At 32.1% G+C, this 21,017-nt stretch carries 16 protein-coding genes and 1 pseudogene; 13 read left to right on the top strand and 4 right to left on the bottom strand.

Annotated elements, in window-relative coordinates:
• The 4 genes and pseudogenes from TCEL_RS14025 to TCEL_RS01570 all read right to left on the bottom strand — a co-directional run.
• A partial coding sequence (locus tag TCEL_RS14025; RefSeq protein ID WP_341348972.1) for a helix-turn-helix domain-containing protein occupies positions 1-223 on the bottom strand: 223 nt, incomplete at its 3' end.
• Positions 224-301: 78 nt separating this feature from the next.
• Positions 302-439, bottom strand: a pseudogene (locus TCEL_RS14365) (transposase family protein); the annotation flags it as partial.
• A 308-nt stretch (positions 440-747) separates the two neighbouring features.
• Positions 748-1,518, bottom strand: coding sequence for a GNAT family N-acetyltransferase (locus TCEL_RS01565; protein ID WP_018660411.1), 771 nt, complete (start codon positions 1,516-1,518; stop codon positions 748-750).
• Positions 1,519-1,522: 4 nt separating this feature from the next.
• Complete coding sequence (locus TCEL_RS01570; RefSeq protein WP_018660413.1) at positions 1,523-2,884, bottom strand: M28 family metallopeptidase; 1,362 nt, start codon at positions 2,882-2,884, stop codon at positions 1,523-1,525.
• A 287-nt stretch (positions 2,885-3,171) separates the two neighbouring features.
• On the opposite strand from TCEL_RS01570, the gene TCEL_RS01575 reads away from it, so the two are divergent.
• The 13 genes from TCEL_RS01575 (at position 3,172) to hydG (ending at position 21,012) form a co-directional block, all read left to right on the top strand.
• A complete protein-coding gene (locus TCEL_RS01575; RefSeq protein ID WP_018660415.1) occupies positions 3,172-5,871 on the top strand; it encodes a DUF11 domain-containing protein in 2,700 nt (899 codons plus the stop codon).
• 78 nt (positions 5,872-5,949) lie between these two features.
• On the top strand, positions 5,950-8,046 hold the full coding sequence (locus TCEL_RS01580) for a DUF11 domain-containing protein (RefSeq protein WP_018660418.1): 2,097 nt from the start codon (positions 5,950-5,952) through the stop codon (positions 8,044-8,046).
• Positions 8,047-8,268: 222 nt separating this feature from the next.
• Positions 8,269-9,345: a hypothetical protein gene (locus TCEL_RS01585; protein WP_018660421.1), complete on the top strand. Its 1,077-nt coding sequence runs from the start codon at positions 8,269-8,271 to the stop codon at positions 9,343-9,345.
• Positions 9,346-9,503: 158 nt separating this feature from the next.
• Positions 9,504-10,439, top strand: coding sequence for a magnesium transporter CorA family protein (locus TCEL_RS01590; RefSeq protein ID WP_018660423.1), 936 nt, complete (start codon positions 9,504-9,506; stop codon positions 10,437-10,439).
• A 103-nt stretch (positions 10,440-10,542) separates the two neighbouring features.
• Entirely contained in the window at positions 10,543-12,594 is a 2,052-nt protein-coding gene (locus tag TCEL_RS01595) for a bifunctional diguanylate cyclase/phosphohydrolase (RefSeq protein WP_018660426.1), read from the top strand.
• A 476-nt stretch (positions 12,595-13,070) separates the two neighbouring features.
• Positions 13,071-13,565 carry an NADH-quinone oxidoreductase subunit NuoE gene (nuoE, locus tag TCEL_RS01600; RefSeq protein ID WP_018660428.1) on the top strand — a complete coding sequence of 165 codons (495 nt, stop codon included), beginning with the start codon at positions 13,071-13,073 and terminating at the stop codon, positions 13,563-13,565.
• A 9-nt stretch (positions 13,566-13,574) separates the two neighbouring features.
• Positions 13,575-14,123, top strand: coding sequence for an ATP-binding protein (locus tag TCEL_RS01605; protein WP_018660430.1), 549 nt, complete (start codon positions 13,575-13,577; stop codon positions 14,121-14,123).
• Entirely contained in the window at positions 14,123-14,524 is a 402-nt protein-coding gene (locus TCEL_RS01610; RefSeq protein WP_018660432.1) for a (2Fe-2S) ferredoxin domain-containing protein, read from the top strand. Before TCEL_RS01605 ends, TCEL_RS01610 begins: the two co-directional genes overlap by 1 nt.
• Before the next feature lie 14 nt (positions 14,525-14,538).
• The gene (gene nuoF, locus TCEL_RS01615) at positions 14,539-16,332 is read left to right on the top strand and encodes an NADH-quinone oxidoreductase subunit NuoF (RefSeq protein WP_018660434.1); all 1,794 of its coding nucleotides are present in this window, start codon (positions 14,539-14,541) and stop codon (positions 16,330-16,332) included.
• Positions 16,333-16,347: 15 nt separating this feature from the next.
• Entirely contained in the window at positions 16,348-18,084 is a 1,737-nt protein-coding gene (locus TCEL_RS01620; RefSeq protein WP_018660435.1) for an NADH-dependent [FeFe] hydrogenase, group A6, read from the top strand.
• A gap of 215 nt (positions 18,085-18,299) precedes the next feature.
• Positions 18,300-18,545 (top strand): TM1266 family iron-only hydrogenase system putative regulator, encoded by a 246-nt coding sequence (locus TCEL_RS01625; RefSeq protein WP_018660437.1) that lies wholly within the window; start codon positions 18,300-18,302, stop codon positions 18,543-18,545.
• 8 nt (positions 18,546-18,553) lie between these two features.
• Positions 18,554-19,585, top strand: a complete 1,032-nt coding sequence (hydE, locus tag TCEL_RS01630; protein ID WP_018660439.1) for a [FeFe] hydrogenase H-cluster radical SAM maturase HydE — start codon at positions 18,554-18,556, stop codon at positions 19,583-19,585.
• 11 nt (positions 19,586-19,596) lie between these two features.
• Positions 19,597-21,012: a [FeFe] hydrogenase H-cluster radical SAM maturase HydG gene (gene hydG / locus TCEL_RS01635; protein WP_018660441.1), complete on the top strand. Its 1,416-nt coding sequence runs from the start codon at positions 19,597-19,599 to the stop codon at positions 21,010-21,012.
• Positions 21,013-21,017 lie beyond the last annotated feature (5 nt).

A 21,017-nucleotide genomic window follows, 5' to 3' on the forward strand; every position in this document is an offset into this window, starting at 1 on the left:
CATCGATAATTTTTCTATTAACAGGGTCAACGATACAACAGTGATATTTAGAACCTCCAGAATTACCTTTAAATTCGTCAATAGCTATAATTTCAGGTAAAGTAGTAGCAGAAGGATAGGAGACATTATTAAAAATGCGCTTTATAGTATCAACAGACAAATTAACTCTTTTAGCTAAACTTGACATACTATAAGTATTAGTAAGCTCTGTTATAACGTACATAGATAAAAGATTAGTGATTCTATAATAACGTGGCAAGAATTCAATATGCTCATAAAATCTTTTACCACAAATATTACAACGATATCTACGCTTTTTAATAACGAGAATAGTAGGTTTTAAGAATAGAGGAATGTGTTTAACACGTTGTGTTCTATAATCATGAACTCTACTGGTTTGAGAATTACAACAAGGGCAAGTATGAGGTTTCTTTTTCATTTCTAAATAAATCTCAAAACAATTATCAGTATTACGTACTTTTGTTATAATAACATCTTTAAAACCTAGTAAGTTTTTGATAAAATTATTAATATGCACTTGTTGGATGCCTCCTTTCAGGTGGAATTATGTTTTGGTTAATTTTATTTTACCAGGCATCTAAAACAGGTGCATATTTTTTTGAAAAAATATGCTGGGGCTACGCCCCAACATTTATTATAGAACCATTAAAAAATCCCCATGTAAGTAGTTTAATGAATTACTTACATGGGGATTATATTTTATACTCTATTTGTTTAAGTTACTATTTATATTTCATGCTTTAATATAAATCCAGATGATATTTTTTTAAAACCATGTTTTTCAAAAAATGAAGTAGAAGAGTCAATACAATCAATACAAATTGGCAGAACACCCTTTGATTTAAAAGAGTTAATTACTTCTCTTAAAAGCATCGAACCAAATCCTTTATGATGATAATCTTTATCTACAGCCATTTTAATTATATATCCAAATCCAAGTGTATGGTTTAATCTATATATGCTATATCCAATACAATTTCCATTATGCATTAATAGAGTTATTTTGATATAAGGATCCTTTGACATCTCGATTATATGATGTGGCTTTAACTTAAAAATGTCATAGAAGAAACTATTATCTATATTTAAAATATCCTGTGAGTATATATTTGAATAAGGAATAAAATAGCAGTTTGGAACTATTCCTTCTATTTCAAAATCTTTTTTTATCAAGGTATTTGTTTTAAATATGGGATAGAATTTTATAGATTTAAATATTTCTAATTTTTCTTCAGGAATATTTGACACGTATATATCTTCATTAAATAAATCTAAGAAAATTTTAAGCATTTCATTAAGTTCGTCATAATCTTTAATATGATATCTAATCATTATGTTATCATAATATCTTACAGGGTAAGAAAAGTGTAATGGATTTACATCAGATACAACCATATAGCCATCATTATATATATTATATAGTTCTTCTTCTGTAATGTAGCTTGGTCTATGTTTTATTATCCTTTTTAAATCTAATATGGTTGCAAAATGAGCCATATTATCACTCTCTTTTCGTTATAATAAAACTAATAGTTTGAAGTAAAATTAAGGCTAAAATATATCCAATAATGATATTTGTAAAAGATATTTGTTCTATTTTAGGGTTATATACTAGTTTAGTTCTGCTTTCAAGATATATATTTAAAGCATTAAATACATCGTCAAATCTATTTATATCTATGTTTTGTATTGTATCCATAGGAGTATGGATTTTACTTGTATCATCATGAATAAATGTAACAGCATTTATATTTTGGTAGCAGAAGGGAGCGTGGTCACTATTGTCTTGATAGATGTTTTTGCATTTTATCTTATTCTTAAGTAGTTCCAACATACTTCTTGAAAAAACACTTCTGCTACTTGATGATAATATACTTAAAGGCACATCTTGTTTTGAGCCAACCATATCAAAATTTATGACTTCAGCATCCTTTAAATCAAGTCCGCTGTTTTTAACAAAGTATGATGAGCCAATAAGTCCCTCTTCCTCAGCATTGAAGGCAACAAATATTATATCTCTATCGTAGGAGGTGTTTTTTAATGCTCTTGATGTTTCAATAAGTAGTGCAACACCAGAGGCATTATCAAGTGCACCAGAGTATATTACGCCATCTGCATCAAATCCAACGTGGTCAAAGTGTGCAGATAAAATTATAGGGGGCAGGTTTTTATCCTTTCCTTCCTTTATTCCAACGATATTACTTACCTTAACCTTTTTATAGTTTACAGGGCTTTGTATTTCAACATAATATCCTTGCTTTTTAAACTCCTCAAGTTCCTTTAAAACGTTTGTTTGAACTGAAATCTTAATAAGCCCATCTTTATAATCTATCTGTTCCTTATAGGGACTTCTAAACCTCATCATTCTGTCAAAGGAATAAATTACAGCCTTAATTCCATCATTAAATAATTTTTTATCATATTCATAGCTGCTTAAACTCTCGGTTGAAAGCTTTGATTCAAATTTAATAGTTTTATCGTCTAGTTTAGCAAATATTCTTCCTCCTTGTGATAATCCTGAGATAATCTCCTTAAAATCCTCTCCATACTTATATTCCTTTATTAGCTTTTTTTCATTGCTAAATATCTTAAGTGTACATTTTCCCTCAATTAAAGGTACATAAACCTCAAAGCTCTGCCTAAAGTCCTTATAGAGAGGCTTTATTCCATTTTTTTTAAATTGTGATATAATATAATCTTCTGCAAGTTTATTTCCCTTATCACCTGCAAGCCTTCCTCTGTATCTATCAGATGATAGTTCCTTTGTAATTTCATATACGTTTTGCTTATTGAATTTTATTGGAGTAAATGAAGTAAACAAAAGGCAAATTAGAATTAAAACTACTGCATAGAGTCTTTTCATAAAATCACCTCATATAATTATATGAAAATAATAAAAAAATTAGCATAGAAGAGTAACTGAAACTTATGTATATGCGTATTATAAAATAGAAAATTTATAAAGGTGATTTTATGTTTCCCATAAATGACAGTCTTTGGATTGTCTACACAAAAGATGAACTACCCATAACTGCTGTAGCAAATAACGTAACTCCTTGTTCAACCGACATTGTAGGTGATCTTTAAAATCCAGCAGCCTACTACTATATTGATCCAATAACAACTATAAATAGGGATGTTTGCTTTAGGATGAGGCTCAATCAAACACCTCTAAAGAATGTTCAGGGCGATTTTAAAGAATTTGGATGGGGAGTATATATTAATTTTGGAATAAATCTAAAATATACAGTAACTGTAGATACAAGTGGTGGGAACTACAGGCTTATTGTTACAAACCCATTTGGAGTAATTATTTATAATCAGCCTGTAGTTCTTGGGAATAATGTAAGGGTAATTAAGGCAAACACTACGTTCCCTTGTGGAAAAACCCCAGATGATGACTTCTTTTTAGACTTTAAAGTCCCAATATTTGCCTTTGAAGGTTTCAATTTTGATACAACAGTATTTAGCTTATGCTATTTTACTTCTACACAAAACCAAGTTTTAATTAAAGACATTATCTGCGGTGATGAGATAAATGCTCTAAAGCCTACAGTTGTAACAATTGAAAAGCAAATAATACAAGGACCATTGACTGTTGATGTAAACCAAACTGCAACTTGGACAGTAAGGATAACTGTAACTAATACAACAGCAGTTGACTCAATAAATACCATTGTAGTAGATACAATAAATAATGAGATAGCAGGTCAAATTACAGGAAACATTAGTTTTAATTTAACTCAAGGAACAGCAACCTATAGTGCACCAAAGGTAACTTGGAATGTTGGAACACTTCTTGGAAATAGCTCTGCAATACTTCAAATTACCTTCACAGCAAGCTTTTCAACAAGTGGACAAAAGATATTAGATTCTGCAACAGTTGTTTCAGATAATAGTATAATTAGTCTTCCTGTTCAGGATGAGGGAGTATTGGTAAAACAGACAGGTGTACCCTTCTTTACTCTAAAGAAGGATGTAGAGGGACCTCTTGAGGTAAATGTAGAAGAACAAGGAACCTGGACAGTGACACTTAAGGTAGAAAACCCATCACAAGTTACAGTAAATGATATTGTAGTTGAGGATAATCTTCATCCAGAGTTAAATGTAACTTCTGTATCTCCAGACCCACTTAATCCTTCAAAGGGAAGTGCATCAATTACTGGAAATAAGATTACTTGGAATGTAGGAAATTTATCACCAAGTGAAGAGGCAACACTAACCTTTGATGTAACAGGACATTTTAATGCAGCAGGTTCCAAAGTTTTTAATATAGCTTATGGAAGGTCAAGCAATGCACAAGAGGTAGGACCTGTAGATGATACTACTATTGTTGTTAAATTGGTAACTCCAACTGTAACAATAACAAAGGTGGTAGATGAGGGGCCTATAAGCCCAGAGGTTATAAAGCCAGAGGAGGAAAACTCTTGGAAATATACATTAAGGGTTAAAAATTTAGGTGAAGGAACTGCAAAAAATCTTGTTGTTACTGATGTTATTAATTATGAACTTTACGGCTCTGCAACAATAACTTGGGATGCTCCAACCCATGGAAGTGTAGATTTTAACGAAGACACCTTTATTTTAAAATGGACTATTGGAAATTTAGATGAAGAAGATGAGGCTACACTTACAGTTTATATTACAAATGGAGTATTTATGGTGCCTGGCTATAAAGTTTTAAACTATGCTAAGGTAGATGGAGATAATGTACTTCCAGTTGGACCAGTTTATGATATAGGTGTTCTGGTTGCAACAGAATATGGAATTTTAAAAATAGATAAAGAGGTATTAAGCGGTCCAACCCAAATCAATGCATGTACAAAGGGTAACTGGAGGGTAAAAATAACAGTTGAGAATATATCAAGTGTAAAGCTGTATTGTGTTAAATTGGTTGATGTTGTAAATGAGTATTTTGTATTTATAAATGGAATTCAAAATTACACTACAAATGCTGGTAATATATTCTTTGACAGCATATCAAATAAATTTGTTTGGGACATTGGCAATATGGAGCCAGGTCAAAGGGTTGAATTTGAGATTAATTTTAAAGGGTACTTTATACAAATAGGACAGCAAAGTTTTGATACAGCAGTTGCAAGCGCTAAAAATGCTGTGACTGTTGAGGCAAGGGATGAAGGTGTACTTGTTAAGGCAGCCTTTGAGGATTTTGACATAAATATAGAAGGAAATATAATAGACTGTAAAACAGGTGAGCTAATAGATAATGTCACTGTTAAGGTTTATAAGGACTGCTCTTTGATAACAACTGTAGTTGCAGACTATAAATACAGCTTTAATTTAAAAGTTGGAACCTACACTATAGTTTTTGAAAAGGAAGGATATTATAAAAAGTTTGTTGCACCAATTATATTTACAGATGAGTATATAAGATATGATGTAAAACTTTTAAAGAAGGAAGCTATAGATGCTAATTTTGAAGAAAACATGGATATATACGCAGAAAAAATTACAGAGAGAATAGATGGAAATATAGTTTTAAACCAAATTGTATGCCTACACGAAAAGTATAATCTTGAATGTGGAAGCGATGTTATAGATAAATTTGAATATAGGATCATAAAGGGAAGGCTTATTTTGAAGTTTTTGATAGAGAAGAATGTAATTTACAAGCTTGAGGGAAAGGACTTAATGATAAATTTAATTGAACACACAATCTGCTATCCTCTTCAGACAGATGTATGTGACAAAGAGTTTAAATACAAATACAAGGTTAATAGGTTTAAAATGTGTAGAGATTTAAGTAAGCTTTACAACTTCTGTGATATAGAATTTAAGGGATTCTTTGTAGAGCCTATGGATATTTTAATTGAAGGAAAAGAGGAATAGATTATAAATAAGCTTTACAACACCTTCTTTTATATATTCATAATATGATATAGAGTTTAAAATAGAGAGGTGGTTTTTGTGCCTTTTCCAAGCGACAGTAATTGGATAGTATATACAGAAAATGGACTTCCTATAACTGCAGTTCCAAACAATGTTAACCCCTGTTCAACAGATATTGTAGGAGACCTTTTAAATCCAGCAGCCTACTACTATATTGACCCTGAGACTGAAACAGATAGAGAAGTCTGCTTTAGAATGAGAATAAATGAAACACCACTTAAAAGCCAGTCAGGTGAATTTAAAGAATTTGCTTGGGGAGTATTTATAAATTTTGGAGTAAATTTAAAATATACTTTTACAATTGACGTGAGTGGTGGAAATTATAGATTGTTAATTAAAAACCCATTTGGAGTAATAATTTATAGTGTTCCAGTTTCCACTATATTTGGAACAGATATTAGGGTGATTAAGGCAAATACAAAGTTCCCCTGTGCAAAAACACCAGATGATGACTACTTTTTAGATTTTAAAGCACCTATATCGGCCTTTGAAGGATTTAATTTCGACACAACAGTTTTTAGCCTCTGTTATTTCACATCAACACAAAACCAAGTGCTAATTAAGGATATAATCTGTGGAGATGAAATAAATAAGTCAGTTGAGCCTGAGGTAATGCTTACAAAAGAAGTTACAGAAGGCCCGTTATATCCTGAGTGTATAGAGCCAGAACAAGAAAAAACTTGGAAATATACACTTACAGTTACTAATAACTCTGCATCAACTGCAGAAGGATTGGTTGTAAAGGATATTATAAATGCAGAATTAGGGCTTGAAGATAGTGATGTAACATTGACACCAAGTGGTACAACTACTGCAGATTTTGATGATGAGACATCTACAGTAACTTGGGATATAGGAGATCTTGGTCCAGGTAATTCAGTAACATTAGATGTTGAAATAACAGGTTCATTTAAATATCCAGGATTTAAGATTATAAACTTTGCAACACTAACTGGGGATAATATAAAACCTGTAGGTCCTGTAAGCGACATAGGAGTTTGTGTTAATGAAGAGATGGGAGAAATAGAGATAACAAAGACATTAACAGATGGTCCAACAGAAATTAATGCGTGTACAAAGGACAACTGGACAGTAGAAATAAAAGTAAAAAACACTTCAACAGTTAAGGTATATGGTGTAAAGGTAGTAGATAAACTAAATGAATATTTTATATTTACAGGTGGAGTGCCAATATATACACCTTCAATAGGAACAGTATTTTATGATTCACCAACCAGTACTCTTGTTTGGGAGGTTGGAGATTTAGAACCAGACCAAGAGGAAACTTTGATAGTTCAATTTAATGGATACTTTATAATGACTGGACTTCAGTATTTAGATGAGGCACAAGCATCAGCCCTAAATGCTGAAACAACTGATATTGTGCGTGATGAAGGAGTTTTAGTTAAGGCAGCCTATGATAATAAACTGATAAACATCTCTGGTAAAATAATGGACTGTAAAACAAAGGAACTACTTCAGGATGTAACAGTTAAAGTATATAAAGATTGTAGCCTAATAAAAACAGAGATATTTGATGAAGAATACAGCTTAAATCTTTTAGCAGGAGTTTATACAATTATATTTGAAAAGGACGGATACTATAGAAAATTTATAGCTCCAATAATTTATACAGACGAATATATTAAATACGATATAAAACTGTTAAAGAGAAAATCAGTAACTGATAGTATAGAGGAAAATTTAGACTTATATGTTGACAGGATTGTAGAAAGAATAGATGGAAATATTCTATTAAATCAGATTGTTTGTCTACACGAGAAATTTGATTTAGAATGTGGCAGTGATGTAATAGATAGTTTTGAATATAAGGTTTTTGACAACAAGATAATATTAAAATTTGCAATAGAGAAAAATATAATTTATAAATATGAAGGAAAGGATATGATGATTAACCTACTTGAACATCAAATATGTTACCCATTAGAAGAGGATGTTTGTGATAGGCAGTTTAAATATAAATATATTATTAAAGAATTTAAGTTCTGTAGAGATTTAAGTAAGCTATATAACTTCTGTGATATAGAATTTAAGGGGTTCTTTGTAGAGCCAATGGATATAATAATACAGGGAGAAGCTGAAAAGGATTGTTAAGAGTTATCCACTAATTTTCAGGCTTATCCACAAAAGTTGTGGATAAGCCTGTGGAATATTATGTGAAAAAAATGTGGAACAATGTTGAATAAAAAAATATTGTGTATAATGTGTGGACAAGTGTGTGGATATTGTTGAAAACCTTTTGGAATATTTGAAAAATCATTATTTTTGCAAATAATTAATATACTATAATATGATTAAGATATAAGGTGGGGTTTTATGGGAGATAACATAGATAGGCAGATAGATGAATTTATAAAAAAACTATCTGAAAGATTTGAGGCATCGGAAGATGAATGTGAATTTGAAGATTGTTTTAATGAATTTGTCAAGGAAAGTATAGAAGGTGGCATGAAGGATAAAAAAATATCATATAACCCATGTAATGCCTGTAGAAAAAAGCAGGTTATAATAGATGCCTATAATAGAATATGCAATAGAGAATACATTCCACCTTATGTTGATGAGGATTGTAGGAACTATAAGCTGGCACTTGTTGCAGAAAAGGTTGAAGAAGAAATTTTGGTAAATGTTTTTGAATATTTAATATTTAGAGTTAGCATAAGAGAAATAATAGATAAAATAGATGACATTGAATGGAGATGTAAGGCAGAAGATATACTAATATCTACAGGATATGATAAGTTTATAGAGATGAATTTTGGAAGATTTAATAAAAGGCAGATAATAAGGATGCTGTATAATGTAAATTACGTTCCCTTTGATGCTGAAAGAAAAAGGACATTATCAGAGAAAGAATGTATTACAATGATTAAATATTATATAGTTTTGGCATTAAGGGACAAAGTAAATGAAAGCTTATTTAAAATATTAAGGCTAATTGAATTAGAACTTGAATATAAAATAGCAGTTATTGAGGATGAGATAAGATATATAATAAAATGCATACTTCAAGAGATTTTAATTACGCCTATTCAATCAAACAACTACAATATAAATTCATTTAATGTAGTTGGGGCATTAACAGAGCTTTTTAAAATATTTGATGGTGTTGTAATTAATGGTACAGTAGCTGCTAATGGTAAGCATGATCAAAGATCTGATTTTAGGCATTTTAGAAATACAATTGAAAAATATGAAAGGGCTATAAGGGTGTCCTTTGATCTATTAACAAAGAAAATAAAACAATATGGAGAACTAATAGAACAGAGAAGATATATAGTTGGAATTACAGGAATTTGCGAAAGGCCAAATATATATCCTAAAAACGGTAATGAAAAGGATGTTATTGTTCCACCAAAACCTATAATTATTTTAAATCCAGATCAAAAATAGGTTGTCTTTTTTTGATATTTAATGTAAATTAATAATGTAATATATATTTTAAAGAGGTGTAAATTTATGGGAGATGGGCCTTATAGTAGTATATTAAAATAGACCACAAGGGTGCACGATTTTCTGCACCCTTGTGGGTGCGGAAAGGAGTGCATAGGATGATAAAGATTTATAGGACATTAGAAAATGAAAAAACTGTAGAAGTAGAAACAATAGAAAAAGGATGTTGGATTAATATAACAGATCCAACAGATACAGAACTTGAATATGTATCACAAAAAACTGGTATAATGGTTGAATTTTTAAAATCAGCACTAGACGAAGAAGAAAGCTCACGTCTAGAAATTGAAGAGGACCAATATCTATTTATATTTGATATTCCATTTATTGATGTTGAGAATAAAAAATTAAACTACTATACTATACCACTAGGTATTGTTTTAAACAACGACTTTATAGTTACAATATGCCTAGAAGAAAATAAGATACTTGAAGACTTTGTAAAGGGGAAGATTAAAAGCTTCTATACATATAAAAAATCAAGGTTTATTCTTCAGATACTATATAGAATATCAACCTATTATCTAAATTATCTAAAGCAGATAGATAAAACAAGCTCAGTTATAGAGGCAAGACTTCATAGATCAATGAAGAATAAGGAACTTATACAGCTTCTAGAACTAGAGAAGAGTCTTGTTTACTTTTCTACTTCACTTAAGGCAAATGAAATAACTCTTGAAAAAATGTTAAAGCTTGAGATGATAAATAAATATCCTGAAGATCAGGATGTTCTTGAAGATGTTATTATTGAAAATAAGCAGGCAATAGAGATGGCAAATATATATAGTAACATTTTAAGTGGTACGATGGATGCCTTTGCATCAATTATCTCTAACAATCTAAATATAGTTATGAAATTTTTGGCCTCAATAACTATTGTAATATCTATCCCATCAGTCTTTGCAGGACTTTGGGGAATGAACGTACCTGTTCCTTTTGCAGAAAATCCATTTGGATTTTATATAGTTCTTTTGATAACTGCTGTGGCAACAGGTGCTGCAACATATTATCTAGCCAAAAAAGATATGTTTTAAAAGCTGCTTATTGCAGCTTTTTGTTTTATTTTTGTTTAAATTGTAGAAAAGTTTATAATAATTTAGTATAATAATGAAAAATATTCTGCAGAAGAGGGTTGTTATGGCAAAAAAGAGAGCGGTAATTGGACACTTAGTACTTGTTATGTTTGTTTTTGCAGCATTTTTAATTAGTTCAATGTATTATAAACACAGATATTTTATAAATGTAGTTAACTCTATACAAAGTATAATATATATCATTGCATCATTAATGTGCTATAAAAAATACAGAGATACTAAGGCTAGATATTTTTTAAATCTAATGATGTTTTTAATGTTCTCTCTAATGGGAGATTTGTTATATGTGTTTTATGGAAAAAGGGTTTATGATTTATTTTATGTAGTTGCATATATCAATGTTTTTCTTGCTCTAGATAAGCTATATAAAAGTCTTTATCTTTTTAAATTTAACAAATCAATTGTGCTAGATACCTTAGTTGTTTGTTATATAACTATATATACTTTATTATTATATTCTTCAAACAATATAATTAAGGAATTTACATTTGACATAGTTTATGTTATATTTGACATTCTGCTGTTATTTTATATTGTTATGAACTTATTAAAGATGACATCTTCTGTGAAAATTAGAAGGCATGTAATGTATATATTATCAGCATTAATGTTTTATTTTGTTGCAGATTTAATATATTTTATAGTTGATAATGAAATAAAAAATCTATATACATCATTTGCAGATATTTTGTATATACATACAGGGCTTTATGTTATATTTAGCATTATTTTGCTTAAGAAAACTGATTTATATGATACTATAGTATCCCTGATAAAATCTTCCTTAAAGACAAAGAGTCTAGAGATTTATTTTGCATGGATTTATAGTATATTGCTTTTAGTATTTGTTATTTCTTTTACTGTAATTAATAGCAATGAATTAAATTTAACTTTTAATGACATAGGAGTGTATATTATCATTTTCTCTATTATGCTCTTTAGAATGTTTTCAAACATAATGTATATTACTGCCAATGTAAAAAGGTATGACGATGAAAATACATTTGATGTTTTAACCAAATTTTACAAGAGAGAAAAACTAACTGATATAATTAATAAAATCAATAGATTTAAAAGTAGAGCATATCCAATTACACTGCTTATGATAGATATTGACGAAATGCAGGTATACAATTCAATATTTGGCATAGAGGCTGGTAACTTAAGAATTAAATTGGTTGCAGACTATATAAATAAATATTTTGGCGATGATGGAATATGTATAAGGTATGGAGGAGATGAATTTTTAATTATTCTACTTAATAAAAATGAAGATGTGGTAAATGAAAGGTTAAAGCAGTTTGAAATATATGTAGAAGAGCAAAATAAATATGTTCAAAACAAAATTAATTTAACATACTATAGCTTAACATTTGAAGAAGTATCAGATTTAGAAAAGGCATTATATTCTTTAGAAATGAGTCTAACTAGAAGAAGACTTTCTAAAAAGAAGATTGTAAATGAAATGATTGAAGAGAAGAATAGACAGCAAATAGAGGAACAGCAGATAGAGGTTTTAAAGAGTTTTCTAAAGATAGTTCAATTGAAGGATAGCTATACAGAGGGACACAGTACTAGAGTTGCAGAATATGCAGCGCTTATTGCTAAATACATGAAGTTAAGTGACTATGAAATTAAAAAAATATATACAGCAGGAGTTTTACATGACATAGGAAAAGTGTTAATACCAACTGAAATATTAAATAAAAATGGACCTTTAAATGAAGAGGAAAAGAATATTATGTCCAAACACCCTGTTTACGGATACGAAATAGTATCCTCACTAAACATACTTAAGGAAGTTGCACCACTTATTAAATATCATCATGAAAGGTACAGTATTGGTGAAAATGGGCATTCAGGATATCCAAATGAAAAACATGGTGAGGATATACCTATAGGAGCAAGAATACTTGCTGTTGCAGATAGTTTTGATGCAATGATAACTGATAGGCCATATCGAAAGGGTATGCCAATTGAAAAAGCAGTAAATATTTTAAGAGAAGAAGCAGGAAAACAGTTTGATCCACAAATTGTAAACATTTTTACAAGCATGGTAGAGCATGAGATGAAAATGTATAAAAAAAATATATAAAAAGAGCCTTTTTAGGCTGTTAAAAAAGTACCCCCATAAAAGAGTTAAAGAATTCTTTTATGGGGGTTTTTTATTTGAACATTAATCGTATTAATATAACAACACATAGAAAAATTTAAATTTTTTATTATTTTATATTTGAAAATTAAGTTTTTTCGTTTAAATCAATTTAAAACTGATATATAACAGTTTAAGGTATTTTAAAATTATTGTAACAAAGATTGAAAATAAGGCTTATATGTGATATATTACTGTAGTCAAAGTGTTATGTACATATACATCAATTGTTAAAAATATAACAAACTACAAACCTTTTACAAATTATTACATTGATTTACATAATGTTTTAGTTTACAATTAAATTGTTTGAAAATTCTTTATAAACTAAGTTGCAAATTGGTTAATGAAAAATTTCATTAACCAATTAAATATAATTAAGTATGCCATAAAAATAACAAGCAAGGGGTGTGAATTTAATGAGTCAACAACATTGCTGCTGTGGCGGAAATCAAGTTGATGAAAGATTAGAAAAGATCATGAAGGTAATTGAAGAGCACAAAACAGTAAAGGGAGGATTAATTCCTGTACTACACGAAATACAAGACACATATGGTTATCTTCCAGAGGATATATTAAAGATTGTTTCAAGAGAACTAGATATCCCAATGGCTGAAATATTTGGTGTAGCTTCCTTCTATTCATATTTCTCACTTGAACCAAAGGGAGAACATATAATAAGAGTTTGTCTTGGAACAGCATGCTATGTTAAGGGAGCACAAGGTTTAATAGATAGACTATGTAAAGAACTAAATGTAGAAGTAGGTAAAACTACTGCAGATGGTAAGTTTACATTAGAGGCTACAAGATGTTTAGGTGCGTGTGGACTTGCACCAGTTATGGTTATAGGTGAGAAGGTATATGGAAGAGTTACTCCAGAAGATATTCCAAACATTTTAAAAGAATATAAGTAAGGAGATATTATGAGGGAACTTTCTCTTCATATAATGGATATAATTGAAAACTCTATTAATGCAGATGCAACACTCATTGAACTTTATATTGAAGAGGATACGTCTAAAAATATCTTTATCATTAAGATAAAGGATAATGGTAGAGGTATTGATGAAGAGATGTTAAAAAACATAACAGATCCCTTTGTAACATCAAGAACAACAAGAAGGGTTGGGTTAGGTCTTTCGTTGTTTGAAAGTACATGTTTAAGATGTAACGGAAACCTAAAGGTTTATTCTAAGGTAAATGTAGGAACTGAAGTTGTGGCGACTATGGAACATGATAATATAGATAGGCCACCGCTTGGTAAAATAGAAGAGACAGTTGTTTCTGTTCTTCTTAATCCTAAAATTGATTTGGTTTATGAACACATATATAATGGCAAAAAATTTATTCTAGACTCAAGAGAAATAAAAAAAATACTTGGCAGTGATGAAATTAATAGCCCAGAGGTTTTATTGTGGATAAAGGATTTTATTAAGGAAAATTTAAATGAAATAAGTGGAGGTGCCTTCTAATGAAAACACTACAAGAATTAGAAGAAATTAGAAAAAGGACCCTAGATAGAGTAAATCAAAGAAAGGATAGAACAACAACAAGAATAGTTGTTGGTATGGCAACATGCGGTATAGCAGCAGGAGCAAGACCAGTTCTTCTTGCAATTATGGAAGAGGTTGAAAAGCTAGGTCTTACTGATGTTGTAGTTGCTCAAACTGGATGTATCGGTCTTTGTAAGATGGAACCAATTGTTGAGGTTATAAAGCCAGGTGAAGAAAAGGTTACTTATGTTAAGATGGATGCAGAAAAGGCAAGAAGAATAGTAAGAGAACATGTTAAGGACGGAAAAGTTGTTGAGGAATACACAATGCACGTAATTCAAGGAAAGATACTAAATGACTATAAAGTAGAAAAAGAGTGATTGGAGGGAAAAGCATGGCTTTCTATCGTTCACAGGTTTTAGTTTGCGGTGGTACAGGATGTACATCATCAGATTCAATGAAGATTTTAGAAAAGTTTAAGGAAGAAGTTAAAAAGCACAACATAGAAAATGAAATAGAAATAGTAAGAACTGGATGTTTTGGTCTTTGTGAGTTAGGTCCTGTAGTTATTGTTTACCCAGAAGGAGCTTTTTATTCAAGAGTAAAGGTTGAAGATGTAGAAGAGATAGTTGCAGAACACTTAGTTAAGGGTAGACCTGTTACAAGACTTCTATACACTGAAACAGTAGAAGAAGGAAGAATTAAATCTCTAAATGAAACAGGATTCTATAAAAAGCAAGAGAGAATTGCACTTAGAAACTGTGGGGTTATTGACCCAGAGAACATAGATGAATACATCGCTTTTGATGGATACAAGGCTCTTGCAAAGGTTTTAACTACAATGACTCCAGAACAAGTAATAGAGGAAGTTAAAAAGTCAGGCCTAAGAGGTAGAGGAGGCGGTGGTTTCCCAACAGGATTAAAGTGGGAGCTTACTGCTAAGTCAAAGGCAGATCAAAAATATGTTGTATGTAATGCAGACGAAGGAGACCCAGGTGCCTTCATGGATAGATCAATACTTGAAGGAGACCCACATTCAGTATTAGAGGCAATGGCAATTGCAGGATATGCAATTGGTGCTAACCAAGGATACATCTACGTTAGAGCAGAGTATCCAATAGCTGTTCAAAGATTAAAGGTTGCTATAAAGCAAGCAAGAGAATATGGACTACTTGGAAAGAATATATTTGGAACAGACTTTAGCTTTGATATAGAAATAAGACTTGGTGCAGGTGCATTCGTATGTGGTGAAGAAACTGCACTTATGAACTCAATTGAAGGTAGACGTGGTATGCCAAATCCAAAGCCACCATTCCCAGCACAATCAGGACTTTGGGGTAAACCAACATTAATTAATAACGTTGAAACTTACGCAAATATCCCTCCAATCATTGTAAGAGGTGGAGAATGGTTTGCTTCAAAGGGAACAGAAAAGAGCAAAGGAACAAAGGTATTTGCACTTGGTGGAAAGATTACAAACACAGGACTTGTTGAAGTTCCAATGGGTATAACTCTAAGAGAAGTTATATATGAAATAGGTGGAGGAATTCCAAACGGAAAGAAGTTCAAGGCTGTTCAAACAGGAGGACCATCAGGTGGATGTTTAACAGCAGAACACCTAGATACTCCAATTGAATACGATACTTTAACTGCACTTGGCTCAATGATGGGTTCAGGTGGTATGATTGTAATGGACGAAGATACTTGTATGGTTGACGTTGCAAGATTCTACCTTGACTTTACAAGAGATGAGTCATGCGGTAAGTGTACTCCATGTAGAATAGGTACAAAGAGAATGCTTGAAATACTAGACAGAATAGTTGAAGGAAAGGGTACTTTAGAAGACCTAGACAAGCTTGAAGAATTAGGAAAGCAAATAAAGGCTGCTTCACTATGTGGACTTGGACAAACAGCACCAAACCCTGTTTTATCAACACTTAAGCACTTTAGAGATGAATATGTTGCTCACGTTGTGGACAAGAAGTGTCCAGCTGGAGTATGCCAAGCACTTCTACAATACACAATTATTGAAGAAAAGTGTAAGGGATGTGGACTATGTGCAAGACAATGTCCAGTAAATGCAATTTCAGGACAAGTTAAGAGTCCATTTAAGATAGATCAAGATAAGTGTATTAAGTGTGGTGCATGTATAGACAAGTGTCCATTCAAGGCAATAGTTAAGAAATAGGAGGTACATGGAACTATGGAAATGGTAAAGTTAACTATAGATGGAATAGAAGTAGAAGTACCAAGAGGAACGACAGTTATTGAAGCGGCAAGACAAATAGGCATAAACATTCCAAGTTTATGCTATCTAAAGGGTGTTAGCCATACATCAAGCTGTAGAGTTTGTGTGGTTGAAGTTGGACCAAGACTTATAGCATCATGTACATTACCTTGTGAAAATGGAATGGAAGTTAAGACAAACACTCCTAAGGTAAGAGAAGCAAGAAGAACAGTTGTTGAGCTTCTACTTTCAAACCACAAGAGAGAATGTACTTCATGTAATAGAAGTGAAAACTGTGAACTACAAACACTTGCAAAGGAATTAAATATAAGAGATTTAAGATTTGAAGGAGAAAGAATAAGCTACGAAATAGACAACTCATCACCTTCACTTGTAAGAGACCAAGAAAAGTGTGTTCTTTGTGGTAGATGTATAAATACTTGTAAAAATGTACAAACTGTAGGTGCAATTGATTTTTCAAGAAGAGGATTTAACACAAGAGTATCAACTGCACTTGATAAGAATATAGCAGATACAGTATGTGTAAACTGTGGACAATGTATCATGGCTTGTCCAGTTGGTGCACTAACTGAAAAGGAAAACATTAAGGAAGTATGGAAGGCACTTGCTGATCCAGAAAAGTTTGTTGTAGTACAAACAGCACCAGCTGTAAGAGTTGCACTTGGTGAAGAGTTTGGAATGCCAATAGGAACAAGAGTTACTGGAAAGATGGCAGCAGCATTAAGAAGACTTGGATTTGACAAGGTATTTGACACAGACTTTGCAGCAGACCTTACAATAATGGAAGAAGGAACAGAACTTCTTACTAGACTTGAAAAGGGAGAAAGACTTCCACTTATGACAAGCTGCTGTCCAGGATGGGTTAAGTTTGTAGAACACTTCTATCCAGAACTTATAGATAATCTATCAACTTGTAAGTCACCACATGAAATGGAAGGGGCATTAATAAAGCACTACCTTGCTGAAAAGCTTGGTGTTGATAAGAAGAATGTAGTTGTAGTTTCAATAATGCCATGTGTTGCTAAGAAGTTTGAAGGACAAAGAGAAGAGCTTTCAAATGAAAATCTACAAGATGTAGATTATGTACTAACTACAAGAGAACTTGCTCAAATGATTAAGGAAGCAGGAATTGATTTTACAAAGCTTCCAGATGAAGAGTTTGATAACCCACTTGGAGAATCAACAGGTGCAGCAGTTATATTTGGTGCTACAGGTGGAGTTATGGAAGCTGCACTAAGAACAGTTTATGACCTACTTTCAGGACAAGATCTAGAATCAATAGATTATGTTCAAGTAAGAGGAACTACAGGAATTAAAGAAGCTGAACTTACTCTACCAAATGGAAAGACAATAAGAGCAGCTGTTGCACACGGACTTGGTAATGCAAGACAACTTATGGAGCTTGTAAAGAGTGGGGAAAAGCACTATGACTTCATAGAAGTTATGGCTTGTCCTGGAGGATGTGTAACAGGTGGAGGACAACCAATAGTAGATGCAAGAACTCAAGCATGCATAGATGTTAAGGCAGAAAGAGCAAAGGCTATCTATGATGAAGATAAGGATATGCCAATAAGAAAGTCACATAAGAACCCATATGTTATAAGATTATATGAAGAATTCCTTGGAAAGCCAAACAGCCACAAGGCACACGAACTACTTCATACTCACTATGTAAAGAGAGATAGATTCTAATTGTTATATTGTGTAAATTACATTAGTGTGATAAAATAATACTAAAGATATCCGCCAAAGTGGTTCTACTGCTTTGGGGGATTAAGATATTGAGCCTGATTGCAAGGATTATTCTGAGCAAGAGGGGAAGGATATAGACAGACTCATAGCTATGGCCATATTATGCCTTCCAGCTTTTGCTGGAGGGCATTTTTACTTTAGAAGGAGGAAGTAGAATGGAAAAGAGGCTTGGAGTTGTTGCAATTGTAGTTGAGGATTTAGAGAGGGCAGAGGATGTAAATGCAATTCTACACGAGTTTAGTAGTTTAGTTGTTGGTAGAATGGGAATTCCCTATAGAGATAGAGGCGTATCTGTCATTTCACTAATTGTAGATGGAACAACAGATGAAATTAGTGCAATGACAGGTAAGCTTGGAAAAGTAAAAGGAGTAAGTGTAAAATCAGCATTAACAAAGAAATAGGTGATAGGATGAAGGATTTAATATACAAGATAGTTGAAGGATACGTGCCAAGTTTAGATGAAATGGAAAAGATACTTTCATTAGATGAAGAGGATGCAGAAGTTTTATTTAAAGCTGCAGATGAGGTAAAGAAGAAATACTTTGGAAATGAAATACACATAAGAGGAATAATTGAATTTTCAAGCTACTGCAGAGCAGACTGCTACTATTGTGGATTAAGATGTAGCAATAGAAATCTTCCAAGATACAGAATGGATAAGGATGAGATAGTAGAATGTGCAAAGGAAGCTGTTGATGCAGGGTACAGAAGCCTAGTTCTTCAGTCAGGTGAGGATTTATATTATACAAAGGAAATTTTAGGTGAAATAGTAGAGAGAATAAAGGATTATTCAGACGTTGCTATTACTTTAAGTATTGGTGAGAGAAGCTATAAAGAGTATGAGTACCTAAAGGAAAAGGGAGCAGATAGGTTTCTAATGAAGCATGAAACAGCAGATGAGTCTCTATACAACAGTCTTCATCCACATTCAAACTTTAAAAATAGAATAGACTGTCTTAAAAATCTAAAGATGTTAGGCTATCAATTAGGAAGTGGGTTTATGATAGGGCTTCCTGGACAGACTATAAGGACAATTGCAGAGGATATAATGCTTCTTAAGGAACTTGATGTTGATATGGCAGGAATAGGACCATTTATACCACACAAGGATACACCACTTGGAACATATGATGCAGGAAGTGCATTTTTAACAGTAAAGGCTGTTGCACTAACAAGAATTCTTTTAAAAAGGCCCCATCTTCCTGCAACAACTGCACTTGGTGTATTAAATACTAAATATAAAGATAAAGTTTTCTTTGCTGGTGCAAATGTAATAATGCAAAAGGTGGAACCTTATAAGTACAGAAGGTTATACGAAATATATCCAAAAGAATTTAAATTTGAAAAAAGTATAAGGGAAGAAAGATTAGATTTAGAAAACTACCTGTTGAGTTTAGGACTTGAGATTTCAGATAGTAGAGGCGATGCCCTAATAATTTAGGAGGTATATGTATGGAAACTGTAAAGCAAACATTTATAAATGATAATGAGATTTTTAAAATATTAGATGAGGCAAAGAAGAAGGCAGAGGATAGAGAATACGTTTTAAGTATTCTAGAAAAGGCAAGAGAAGCAAAGGGACTTACACCAGTTGAGGCTGCAGTACTTTTAAATATTGAGGATAGAGAGCTTTTAGATAAGATGTTTAAAATGGCAAAGGAGATAAAGGAAAAGATATATGGTAGAAGAATAGTTTTATTTGCACCACTTTATGTAAGTAACTACTGTGTAAATGAATGTGAATATTGCGGATATAAGCACTCAAACTGTTCATTTAAGAGGAAAAAACTAACTATGTCTGAACTTATTGAGGAGGTTAAGGTATTAGAGTCACTTGGGCACAAAAGACTTGCCCTTGAGGCTGGAGAGGACCCTCAAAACTGTCCAATTGAATATATATTAGACTGTATAAGAGCGATATATTCAATTAAATTTGATAATGGAAGTATAAGAAGGATAAATGTAAATATTGCAGCAACAAGTGTTGAGAACTATAGGAAGTTGAAAGAGGCAGAAATTGGGACATATATACTTTTCCAAGAAACATACCATAGAGAAACCTATGAAAAGATGCATAAAAAAGGTCCAAAGCATAATTATGATTACCATACAACAGCAATGGATAGGGCAATGGAGGGTGGCATTGATGATGTAGGACTTGGTGTATTATATGGACTTTATGATTATAAGTATGAAACTGTTGCAATGCTTCTCCATGCACAGCATCTTGAGGAAAAGTTTGGAGTAGGGCCTCATACAGTTTCTGTTCCAAGGCTAAAAAAGGCAGAGGGCGTTGATTTAGAGAAGTTCCCATATTTAGTATCTGATGAAGATTTTAAGAAGATTGTAGCTGTATTAAGACTGTCTCTACCATATACAGGAATGATTTTATCTACAAGGGAAGAGCCAAAGTTTAGAGATGAAGTAATAGCTCTTGGTATATCTCAAATAAGTGCAGGTTCCTGTACAGGTGTTGGAGGATATGTTGAATATTATAGGGGAGAGCACCACGATGATGAAAAGCCACAGTTTGAGGTAGGAGATCACCGTTCACCACTTGAGATAATAAAGAGTCTACTTAGGGGTGGATATATACCAAGCTACTGCACAGCTTGTTATAGAGAAGGAAGAACTGGAGATAGATTTATGAGACTTGCAAAAACAGGTCAGATAAATAACGTATGTCAACCAAATGCACTAATCACATTAAAGGAGTTCCTGCTTGATTATGGCGATGAAGAAGCAAGAAAGTTAGGTGAAGAGGTAATAAAAAGAGAATTAGAGACAATTCCAAATGAGAGGGCAAAGGAAGCAACAATAAGGATGCTTGAGAGAATTGAAAAGGGAGAGAGAGATTTAAGATTCTAAGGAGG

It is taken from the genome of Thermobrachium celere DSM 8682, from assembly GCF_000430995.1.
Lineage (GTDB): Bacteria > Bacillota > Clostridia > Clostridiales > Caloramatoraceae > Thermobrachium > Thermobrachium celere.

Coding starts and splice junctions, on each gene's coding strand:
- TCEL_RS01565 (WP_018660411.1), bottom strand. CDS start 1,518: ATGGCTCATTTTGCAACCATATTAGATTTAAAAAGGATAATAAAACAT.
- TCEL_RS01570 (WP_018660413.1), bottom strand. CDS start 2,884: ATGAAAAGACTCTATGCAGTAGTTTTAATTCTAATTTGCCTTTTGTTT.
- TCEL_RS01575 (WP_018660415.1), top strand. CDS start 3,172: ATGAGGCTCAATCAAACACCTCTAAAGAATGTTCAGGGCGATTTTAAA.
- TCEL_RS01585 (WP_018660421.1), top strand. CDS start 8,269: ATGGGAGATAACATAGATAGGCAGATAGATGAATTTATAAAAAAACTA.
- TCEL_RS01590 (WP_018660423.1), top strand. CDS start 9,504: ATGATAAAGATTTATAGGACATTAGAAAATGAAAAAACTGTAGAAGTA.
- TCEL_RS01595 (WP_018660426.1), top strand. CDS start 10,543: ATGGCAAAAAAGAGAGCGGTAATTGGACACTTAGTACTTGTTATGTTT.
- nuoE (WP_018660428.1), top strand. CDS start 13,071: ATGAGTCAACAACATTGCTGCTGTGGCGGAAATCAAGTTGATGAAAGA.
- TCEL_RS01605 (WP_018660430.1), top strand. CDS start 13,575: ATGAGGGAACTTTCTCTTCATATAATGGATATAATTGAAAACTCTATT.
- TCEL_RS01610 (WP_018660432.1), top strand. CDS start 14,123: ATGAAAACACTACAAGAATTAGAAGAAATTAGAAAAAGGACCCTAGAT.
- nuoF (WP_018660434.1), top strand. CDS start 14,539: ATGGCTTTCTATCGTTCACAGGTTTTAGTTTGCGGTGGTACAGGATGT.
- TCEL_RS01620 (WP_018660435.1), top strand. CDS start 16,348: ATGGAAATGGTAAAGTTAACTATAGATGGAATAGAAGTAGAAGTACCA.
- TCEL_RS01625 (WP_018660437.1), top strand. CDS start 18,300: ATGGAAAAGAGGCTTGGAGTTGTTGCAATTGTAGTTGAGGATTTAGAG.
- hydE (WP_018660439.1), top strand. CDS start 18,554: ATGAAGGATTTAATATACAAGATAGTTGAAGGATACGTGCCAAGTTTA.
- hydG (WP_018660441.1), top strand. CDS start 19,597: ATGGAAACTGTAAAGCAAACATTTATAAATGATAATGAGATTTTTAAA.